The sequence below is a fragment of the Pseudomonas sp. UMAB-40 genome (genome assembly GCF_900095275.1).
Classification (GTDB): Bacteria; Pseudomonadota; Gammaproteobacteria; order Pseudomonadales; family Pseudomonadaceae; genus Aquipseudomonas; species Aquipseudomonas mandelii_B.
Genome location: NZ_LT607579.1, coordinates 54,178 through 63,356, shown reverse-complemented (window position 1 = coordinate 63,356; position 9,179 = coordinate 54,178). Strand labels below are relative to the sequence as shown.

Below are 9,179 nucleotides of genomic sequence, written 5' to 3'. Positions count from 1 at the left end.
AAGAAATCATAGCAAGGGTTCGCGAAGGCGTTTTTACACACTCTGGGCCAATTGCAGTCATTAGCGACAGACCGCCGGTGCCGCCAAGGCGAATCGACAGCCCCCAAGTTGGACCGTCGTTGATGCGGCCGACGATCACCTCACGCACCGCGTGTTACTGCACCAGGTAGCGCAACGCGTCTTCATGGATGCCGTCGCCGGTCATGCGCTCAGCTCCGCTTGTCGGACTTGGAAAGCTCGGTTAAACACCAGGTACAGGCCTTCGATGTCATCCGGGTTCAGCACGCGGAGGGTCTCGATGCCTAGGACAAAACCTTCGGCGCGGTCCGCCGCGCGCAGGGCGTCCAGCAGGGTGGCCGCGCTGCGGATCGCGCGCAGCAACTTGCTGCCCTGGACGCGGATCGCCGCCGGCAGGCCCAGCGGGGCCAATGGATCGCCGCCGTTGCTGTCAGACGCGCTCATGCCGGCGCCACGCTGGATGGACCGCCCAAGGTAGCCGCGTCCGCCAGGAACATCTCTACCTCTGTGCTTAGCAACGCTTTGGCGTAGACCAAGCCCATCATCCATATACCCAGACGCGTGACACTGCTGCCTCGCTGCAAGCCGACTGCGTCCAGGTGATCGAACAAGTCCTCGATCAGAGTCGCGGTCGGTAGGGTCAGCGCTTCAATGCGCAACGCCATGACAATGCGCCCGGCCAAGTCCGCGCAATGGGGCGATACGTTGCGCAAACACTCTATGCGCAGCCGATAAGGGTTTGTGATGGTTAATGGCATTAGAGCGTTTCCTATTCAGACAAACCAAATACAGTCTGACTGTGCATCCAGTATAGGGGCTTCTGGTGATCGAAAGCCGCAAAAGGACACGCCAAGGCAGGCCTTGTTGTGGAGGCCTATTTAACGGAAACGCAGTTATTGGAACAGCTCTCCGCAACGCTCTGTCATCTACAGGTAGCTAAGGACTCCAACCGGCCATTTGCAGCCGATGGACAGACCAGCGGCATATAGGTAGTTTTGACCTTCCGCTCTGAACCCTTACCGCAGCTTGGCGAAGAGAAGAGAAGAGAGATGACTGAGGCTACCCATAACAAAGTAGAAATAGCTATAGAGCAACTAGAAATTGCTTTGGGTTTGTTTTTGTCCTGCAAGAGTTATGTATCAGCACTAACGCTTGCTGGTGCAGCCGAAGAGATTTTTGGCATGGCTGCCAATATAAAAGGAATCAAGAGCTCACTGCAGGAGCAGTTTGAATTCTATCACCACCCCGGGCTTGAATGGATAAACTCACCGAAGAAGTGGTCAGAATTCACAACGCGTGGAAAGAACAAAGTTAGAAACTCAGTAAAGCATCTATCAGGCAAAGAAGATTTAACCTTTGAGGCCGACATAGAAGACGAGGCTTTATGGATGCTGGTTAGAGCCATTGACAACTATAGTCGCCTTGAATTCCAACCGACAGAGTTAATGCACGAATTTGATGGCTGGTTCTATGAAAATGTTGTCGGCATATAGCAATTCGCCCCTATGATCGCCTTCTGCGGCCCCTTAGCCTAATCGTTATGAATGTCTGCAAAGGGTCGATTGTGTTGAAAAAGTCGCCCCGACCTGGCTAGCCGTGCATTGAGTGGTGAAACCGCCTTTTTGCATGCGGCTACGTCAAATCTGAGTCCAGAACCTTCTGTGCAACACACGGATTTCAATCTCAGACGCGTACCTTTCTGTCATAGAAATCGAAGCCGACTTTTTCAACAGAATCGGTCGAAAGCTGCCGTTAGGGCTGGCAGCTTTCGACCTAAAGCCTAAAATATTCTATGCTAGGTTGCATGTTTATCGGAAGATGCAATGTTTCCACTTTCAGCCTCACCCTTTGATTTATCCCATTCGCGCTTCAGAAGAGCTTGCATGTCGAACTCGAACTCCTCAAGCTTAACTTTGAGCTCACCTACTTTTTTGTCTCTTGCGTGCATAGCTATGACTGGAAGTGCATGAAGGAGCTTAGCGTCAAGCTTATGATCGGGATTGGCGTTGAGCCGGAGCCGAATTAGAATCCGAGTGCGTTCGATCTCATTATTATCTTCAACGTTCGGCGCAGGTGTAACAGCTAACTGATTTGATAGCACAACATACGTCGCTGCTAGCTCTCGCATGTCCTTGCGCCACTGCGCTCGCTCATTTGTTACAACCTTCGTTCGAACATCAAGCTGAGTATCCTTTGATTTTCCAAAAGTACTAAAAAGCGAGCCTGTAAAACCGAGAATGGAACCTATCAAGGCACCCACAAATCCGAATACTGCGGCTTCCATCTGTTATTTCTCCTTCCAAGTGAACATAGTAAAAGTTTACTTTCCATAAGCTAGGAGTTACTGATAAAGTCCCGCAGAAGAATCCAGGACGTTCAACAATTCCTGAGCTGGAATAGCGTACTGACCGAGGTTCGCCATATCCAGATCCCCCCAGTGTTAATCATCATCAATTTCCAATATCAGCAAATCGATTTTTTTGAGCTGGAAGAAACTGATGATGTCGCGAATCTCTTTCTCGCGTTGCACGTGATCATTTCCATAGATCCCACCGGCATAGAAAAAGCCCTTATCACCCATGGCAAGTTTCTTCTGAGAGCCAATAAGGGACATTTTGAAGCGTTGGTGAAGAAATTTCGTGGCTTCCACATCACTCGTCGGTGATGCCGCTGCAATGCTTATTTTGGTCATGTGTTGACGCCAACTCTGCCCCCCTTTTCTTGGCGACGGTGGGAGCGTGCAAGTTTATGGGAGCCTATCGTTTCGGCGGGGCAATTTCCGAATCTTGTCTAGATACACTCCCATTCATCAAGCAAAAAGGTAACGGGGTTATTTTCGTGTGCTGTTTTTTTATAGTTTCATGAAGCTGTCGTGCTCATTATAATGCTTAATGGCTTTTAGTATTTCCTCATTTGTAGCAGATGTTTTTTGCTTCAGTGCATTGAATGTAACATCCTCCAAGAGTTCGTCGGCAAACCAAAACTCAAGATTGTTTTGAGTGATGTATTTTGGAAAAATCTCTTCGTCGTCATCGGTGATCTCCGAGTATTCAGCAATCACGCAGTCGGTTTCAAGCGTCGCTTGGTCCGATGATCCTTTCCCATAAACACAATAGGTTAGCTCTTTTTTCTGAGCCTTTAAGGAGTCGATCAGGTCATTTATCTTGATAGATTGATTGTGCTTCATATCAGTGCTCCAATTATTCCGTTTTGATTTTCCCTTCGCGCCCCTCTCGGCCCCCACCCCATATATCTCGTCCGCCTTTGCCAGTTGGGTGATATACGGAGTGTTCGCCGCCATGGTCCGCCCGATGAACAAGCTGCAGCACGCCAGGCTTCTCGTTGTGGTGCCAAGTGTAGCCTGTCGGGCTAGAGCCCATGTTCCGTTTGGGATCATCCACCCAAGTTTTTAGATCTGGGTTTCGACTATACATATTTTTTCTAAATGCTGGATCGCCATTGAGCTTGTTTATTAAGTCCTTGTTAGCTCTGTTGAATTGTACTTTGTCGCTCTTTAGGTACAGATTTTCAGGGACTTTGTATTCGTGGAATGAGTTGAATTGATGAGCTTTTCGTCCTGCATCAGGAGTGTCGGGTTGGCCTTCATCGACCGCCGGTTTTGTTGTCGCGTTATCGGCGTCGAAGTCTGGCTTACATCCATCCGCACCAGGACAAGTATCCAGCCCCAACGGATCCACCCACCCCGTAGGGTTAGGCACGTACTGGTAGTTGTTCAACCCACCCGCAAGCTTGATCGGATCCGGTGTCAGAAATCGTCCAGTCCCCGGATTGTAGTAGCGATGCCGGTTGTAATGTAAGCCCGTCTCGGCATCGAAATACTGCCCCTGGAAACGCAACGGGTTGTCGATTTCAGCAACGTCTATTGCGGCGAGGTTGCCGTAGGCGCGGTATTTCGCCGACCACATGATCTCGCCGCTGTAGTCGGTGAGTTCTTGCGGGGTGCCCAGGTGGTCGAGTTGGTAGTAGAACGGCGTGGCTTTCAGCGGGCCTTCGCCGTCGAGCATTGCCAGCGGGCGGAAGCTGCCCGGTTCGTAGATGTAGCTGCGATAGCGGTTGTCGGCGCTTTCAGCGATGAGGCGTTCGCCTTGCCACAGGAATTCGGTGGTGCTGCCGTCGACGTTTTTTTCGATACGGCGGCCGAAGGCGTCGTACTTGTAGCTTGCGATGCTACCGCCCGGCAGGCTGACGCCGATCAAGCGGTGTTGGCAGTCGTAGCGGTATTCCGTGACGAGTTTTTGTCCGGTGCCACGGCGTTCGCGGGTCAGGTTGCCGTAGGCGTCGTAGTCGTAGTGGCGGTCGCCCTGCATCAGCAGGCGATTGCCTTTGACGTTGGCCAGGTTCGCGGCCGCCTGATCGCCTTGCCCCAGCAAGTTGCCCGCGGGGTCGTGGGCGAAGCTTTCCGGGGTGCTGCCACGGACGTTGATCAGGCGGTCGAGCGGGTCGTAGTGGTAGCTGCGGCTACCTTTGCGGCTGTCGTCGATGCCGGCGAGGTTGCCGTTGGCATCGTAGGCGTAGCGGCGCTGGAACAGGTTGCGATCCTGCTGGCTAATGCTGTGGGCTTGCAGGCGACCTTGTTCGTCGTACTGGTATTGGCTGAGCAGCAGACCTTGTTGGCGCTGTGTTTCGCGGCCGGCGTTGAACTGGTGGCTGGTCAAGCGCGACCCATTGAGATCGATGCTGCTCAGGCGCCCGCCGGATTGGTGGCGATAGTCGAGTTTGCTACCGTCCGGGAGACGACAGTGGCTCAGTTGTCCGAGCTGGTCGTACTCGTAACGCGTAGTGCCCCAACCTTGGTGCTCGGTGATCAGGCGGTCTTGCAGGTCGTATTCGTAGGCCAGCGGCCAGTTGCCGTCGTCAACGTTAACCAGGCGGCCAAGGGCGTCATAGCTGTAGTGAATTTCCTCACCGTCGGCCAGTATTTTGACCAGCAAACGGCCAGCGGCATCGCGTTGATATTCAGTAGCCAGCTCGCTGCCGTCGTCGCCGAATTCGGTTTTCTTCAGCAACTGGCCATTGAGGTCGTACTCGTAGGAAGTACGGCGACCGTCGAACCCGGTTTCCTGCTGGATCAGGCCGTTGGCGTAGTAGTCGAGGTGGTAGTGCTCGCCACGTTCGTTTTCGATCTCGGTGAGCAGCAGGCGCGAATTATCGTAGCGGTAGCGCAACTGGCTGCCGTCCGGATTGATCCGGCGGCTGACCAGGTGCAGGCCATCAGCGTATTCGTAGCGCGTGACGCGACCGAGTTCGTCACGTTCGGCGGTCACACGACCGTACGGGTTGTAGGTGAACGCTCGGGTGGCACCGCCGGGGAGGTTGACCTGCGTGAGTCGATCGACGGCATCCCACTGGTAGTGGGTGATGGCGCCAGCTTCTTCCTGGCGGGTGATCTGCCGGCCAAGAGCGTCGTAGCGGTATTTACGCTGGCCGCCGTCGGGCAGGCGTTCTTCGAGCAACTGGCCGAGGTTGTTCCATCCCAATTGATGACGGCTGCCGTCGGGGTAACGAATTTCCAGCAGTCGACCTTGGCGGTCGTAGCTGTAATGGGTTTCATTGCCGTGGGGATCGATCTGCAGGGTGATATCGCCCTGATTGTTGCGTTGGTACTTCCAGATCGACTCGTCACGACGGACTTCGCTGACAAAACCGTTGCTGTATTCGTACTCCGTCGGCGCGTCTTCCGGTGGGATTACCGCGGCTAAACGGCCGGCGGCGTCGTATTGATATTCACTGACCGCGCCGAGGGGATTCTTTTCGGCGATCAATCGGCCTTTTTCGTCATAGACTTTGAGGTGTTCGGCCCCGTCCGGATCGACCTTGGCCACCAAACGCGCCTGATCGTCATGGGTGTAAATCTCTTCGCTACCATCGGCGTTCGTGACCGTAACGGTGCCTTTATCATCCCAAACGTAGTGCGCATCCATTTGCGAGAAGCTGGCCCAGTGATGGATACAGCGTGCCGACTTACCTTCCTTTTCCCATTCCCAGTAGAAGCTGGCGCCACCGGCCAAGCGGCGCTCCAGGATTACGTTCTGGTCGTTATAGGTGTAGCGCTCGGCTTCACCGGCCGCATTTTTCGCTTCGATCAGGCGGTACTGGACATCGTAGCTGTAGGTGATCAGGTTCTGGATTGTGCTCCAGGCGTTTTCCAGGTTGTCAGCGGGGACGAACTGCTGGTAATCGATGGCGACGATATGTTTGCGGTCGTAACGAATAAGAAGAGCGCGCCCGGCACCATTGTCGACTCGTTTTATACGCCCGTGAATGTCGCGGGTGATGTGCAGGCGATTGCCGTAGTTGTCGCTGATAGCGATCAGCGTCGCGACTTTGCTGTTGTAGCGAAAGTGGTAGAACTGGGCACGTTCGCCGGCCTGGGTGAGGATCAGTTCTGAGGGATCATCACCAAGGAAAATCGCTGCTTCCGACAGGCTGTTGGTGATCGCCGGACGCTGCACACTCGGTAACGGGAATGTGGTGATACGATTTTCGTGGTCGGTCCAGACTACCTCATCGTCCTTGATGTCCACCCGCTGGGCAAGTGCATGGCTCCAGCCGTAGCCGAGACCGCAATCAATTTCCGCGGCGCTGGTGCGGTAAAGGCGAGTCCACTCGAAAGGTAGCAGTCCGTGGAGCTGACCATCGGTCAGCGTCAGTAGCTCTTCACCGGTAACCATGGAAACCGGGCAATTGTTTGTGCAGGTTTTCTTGGCGCAGGTAGCGCTTTTTTCATCGGGATTTGTCGATTGCTTGGAATGGTCATCGGCGTGTTCGTGCTCGCGAATTTTGGCGTGATCCTGCCTGCCCCAACCAATTTTCACTTTGCCTTTTTCAAAGGCTCCAACGGCTGCACGGGCGGCGACCTTCTTGTATTTATCAATAGATTCAATGAAGGCTTTAAGAATCCTGAAGACGGCTTTTACAAAACCGACTACAGCTTCAAGAATTTTTGCACCGTAGTTCGCAAGGCGAACGCCCAAATAGGCAATGCCTGAACCTGCGGCCGCATACGTCAACACCAAGGCCAATACGATGTCGATAAGGATGGTTACCAGTACGCTAGCTGCTTGCTCGGAGAATTTGCCTACGGCCACGCTAGGTGGCAATTGAATAAGCCAGAGAGCCGTAGTTTTTAGCAGCAAAAATAGAGCAGCCTGATCACTTGCCAGCAACATGAGCCTTTCCATGGCTGCTGGCGTTTCTTTTGCAAGCTTGATCAGGTCAGTGGCACTTTGGCCTAGCTCATGCGCAAATGCTTGAGGATCCTTCAGGATCTCGAATATGCGCTTAATACCGTCAAATGCACCCTTGATTGCATCCCAGGTTCCAGCGGCAGCACCATTGAGTTGCGCCAGGTAGGCTGTCGACAGTGTCTCGGTGGGCCATAGAGGCCTGTAGTTTTTCCATTCGCCATCCAGCCAGGTTTGCAACTGCTGCGTCAGGTTGTCGTAGGAGCCAAATAAGTCGTTAACCTGTTCCTTGGTGACTTGGCTCTGAACGCGGACGTAGTATTTTTCCCCTGCTATTCCCTTGTAGACACCTTTGCCTTGCTCATCAAGCGTGACGGGCTTTGAAGCCCCGCCGGCCGTCGGTGTGACATCGACGGTAATGTTGCCTACCGGGATATAGTTAACCGAGACGAATTTGCTCTCGATCAGCAGCCGGCCGTCTTTTGGGCAAATGGCAACCGTAGAGAAGTCGTTATCGTTGATACTGACAGTCGCGTTCTCGGTCCCGAGTTTGACGGTCCTGTTCATTCCAAATATGGCTGGTCTGTCGAAGAACTGCGGGCCTTTATCCACCCACTGGGCAAAATTGCTTTCGGTCAGTTCACGATAAAGCTTCAGGCTGTCCTTGAAGGTGGCCAGTTGTTCATCAATAAAGGCAACGCGATCCATCAGCCTTGCTCCAGAATCAGGTGGTTTAACAGTGCTTCATTAAGGTTTTTCGGAGCATCGGGCTGGCGCACGAAGCGTGCGATTTTCAGCTTCAGGTTGCTCTCGGGATAAGCGGCGTAGATATCTGGACGTTCCTCTCCCAGCCACTGCATCAAGTTTCCGATCAGGGTCGACTGGTTCTGCTTGGCGAGGCCATCCAACAACCCCTTCGGCACTTCCCACCAAGGCCATTCCTTCGCCGGGGGCACCATCCTCGGTCCAACCTCCAGGCTCTTCCCATTAATCAAATACCGATCGAACACCGGCAACACTTCGCCAGCAGCCTCACCCAGCCCTTCAAGAATCGGATAAATATGCCGCCCATCCCAAAACCGGAAGAACACCTCCGTTCCATCCGGCATCCGTACTTGCGTCAAGCTGCGCAGGTGCTCGAACACCACGTCCGGTGAGCTGCTGGAAACGGCCAGCCAACCCCAATCCTGAGCGTCAGTTTCGGCAATCCACGGCAGGAAGTTCGAGTTCGGTTTGACCTCGGTGAGGTAAGGCATCACCGGTTGCCAGGCTGCGTAGGGTGTTCCACCCCAGATCGGGGTGACCTGGGTGGTGGGGTCTGCCTGGTAAAGTGTCTTGAGCGCTTCGGCATCACTAGCCGCACTAACAATCAAGTAAAGCCGCTCACCCGCCTGCAACGGCCGCTCAGCCAACCACGCCTGCGGAGTCAAAAGATCAGATCGCACAAGCACCTGCCTTGCATTTCTCACACTCTTCACAGAACGGCGCATTACGTTTCAGCGTATTGATCTGCGCCGGGGTCAGTACTGCGCCTGCCTTATCCGCATCTGCCTGTTTCAACGCCCCCGGCATCAGCGGTGCCCCGCCAGTCCCATTCCCAGGACTGCCACCAGAGTTCATGTTGATCACCGGCCCACTCAGCGTGACGCCGCTGCAGTCGATCTTGATGAAGCTGCCGCCGCCCTTGAGGGTCAGTTCGCTGCCGGCTTCGAGCACCACCTTCATGCCGCTGCTCAGGTGGATTTCCTGGCCTGCTTCGATGAATTGGCCGGTGCCGATTTTGATGTGTTGGTTCACACCGACGGTGAGGTGGTCGTTGGCACGGGTCTCAACCTTGCGATCCGCATAAACCGTGTGGTGCTCTTCCGCCTTGAACTCCGTGTAGCTGTTTTGCTCCACGGTGTCATGCCTTTCATTCCCAACCCGTATCTTCTGGTCGTGCTCGACGTTTTCGTC

General features: G+C 54.0%; 8 protein-coding genes and 1 pseudogene. 1 reads left to right on the top strand and 8 read right to left on the bottom strand.

Translation table 11 applies throughout. The features are described from left to right. Positions 1–201: 201 nt before the first annotated feature. Together K0F88_RS29770 and K0F88_RS29765 are read right to left on the bottom strand one after the other, a co-directional pair. On the bottom strand, positions 202–462 hold the full coding sequence (locus K0F88_RS29770) for a hypothetical protein (protein ID WP_219097551.1): 261 nt from the start codon (positions 460–462) through the stop codon (positions 202–204). Then, positions 459–776, bottom strand: coding sequence for a hypothetical protein (locus K0F88_RS29765; RefSeq protein ID WP_219097550.1), 318 nt, complete (start codon positions 774–776; stop codon positions 459–461). Before K0F88_RS29765 ends, K0F88_RS29770 begins: the two co-directional genes overlap by 4 nt. Before the next feature lie 291 nt (positions 777–1,067). Between K0F88_RS29765 and K0F88_RS29760 the strand changes: the two genes are divergently transcribed. Beyond that, positions 1,068–1,511 carry a hypothetical protein gene (locus K0F88_RS29760; RefSeq protein WP_219097549.1) on the top strand — a complete coding sequence of 148 codons (444 nt, stop codon included), beginning with the start codon at positions 1,068–1,070 and terminating at the stop codon, positions 1,509–1,511. A 302-nt stretch (positions 1,512–1,813) separates the two neighbouring features. Here the strand turns inward: K0F88_RS29760 and K0F88_RS29755 are convergent, their stop codons facing one another. From K0F88_RS29755 to K0F88_RS32705, 6 genes and pseudogenes are all read right to left on the bottom strand, one after another. Beyond that, complete coding sequence (locus K0F88_RS29755) at positions 1,814–2,302, bottom strand: hypothetical protein (protein WP_219097548.1); 489 nt, start codon at positions 2,300–2,302, stop codon at positions 1,814–1,816. Positions 2,303–2,458: 156 nt separating this feature from the next. Then, a complete protein-coding gene (locus tag K0F88_RS29750; protein WP_257605408.1) occupies positions 2,459–2,710 on the bottom strand; it encodes a hypothetical protein in 252 nt (83 codons plus the stop codon). Positions 2,711–2,869: 159 nt separating this feature from the next. Then, a complete protein-coding gene (locus tag K0F88_RS29745) occupies positions 2,870–3,205 on the bottom strand; it encodes a hypothetical protein (RefSeq protein WP_219097547.1) in 336 nt (111 codons plus the stop codon). Positions 3,206–3,218: 13 nt separating this feature from the next. After that, positions 3,219–7,931 (bottom strand): RHS repeat-associated core domain-containing protein, encoded by a 4,713-nt coding sequence (locus K0F88_RS29740; protein WP_219097546.1) that lies wholly within the window; start codon positions 7,929–7,931, stop codon positions 3,219–3,221. Then, positions 7,931–8,668, bottom strand: a complete 738-nt coding sequence (locus tag K0F88_RS29735; protein ID WP_219097554.1) for a DUF4123 domain-containing protein — start codon at positions 8,666–8,668, stop codon at positions 7,931–7,933. Before K0F88_RS29735 ends, K0F88_RS29740 begins: the two co-directional genes overlap by 1 nt. Then, positions 8,658–9,179, bottom strand: a pseudogene (locus K0F88_RS32705) (DUF2345 domain-containing protein); the annotation flags it as partial. The pseudogene K0F88_RS32705 and the gene K0F88_RS29735, both read right to left, overlap by 11 nt.

What these genes read in the sequence shown, in the direction of transcription:
- K0F88_RS29750 (WP_257605408.1), bottom strand. Translation starts at nt 2,710, where the DNA reads ATGACCAAAATAAGCATTGCAGCGGCATCACCGACGAGTGATGTGGAA.
- K0F88_RS29740 (WP_219097546.1), bottom strand. Translation starts at nt 7,931, where the DNA reads ATGGATCGCGTTGCCTTTATTGATGAACAACTGGCCACCTTCAAGGAC.
- K0F88_RS29760 (WP_219097549.1), top strand. Translation starts at nt 1,068, where the DNA reads ATGACTGAGGCTACCCATAACAAAGTAGAAATAGCTATAGAGCAACTA.
- K0F88_RS29770 (WP_219097551.1), bottom strand. Translation starts at nt 462, where the DNA reads ATGAGCGCGTCTGACAGCAACGGCGGCGATCCATTGGCCCCGCTGGGC.
- K0F88_RS29765 (WP_219097550.1), bottom strand. Translation starts at nt 776, where the DNA reads ATGCCATTAACCATCACAAACCCTTATCGGCTGCGCATAGAGTGTTTG.
- K0F88_RS29745 (WP_219097547.1), bottom strand. Translation starts at nt 3,205, where the DNA reads ATGAAGCACAATCAATCTATCAAGATAAATGACCTGATCGACTCCTTA.
- K0F88_RS29755 (WP_219097548.1), bottom strand. Translation starts at nt 2,302, where the DNA reads ATGGAAGCCGCAGTATTCGGATTTGTGGGTGCCTTGATAGGTTCCATT.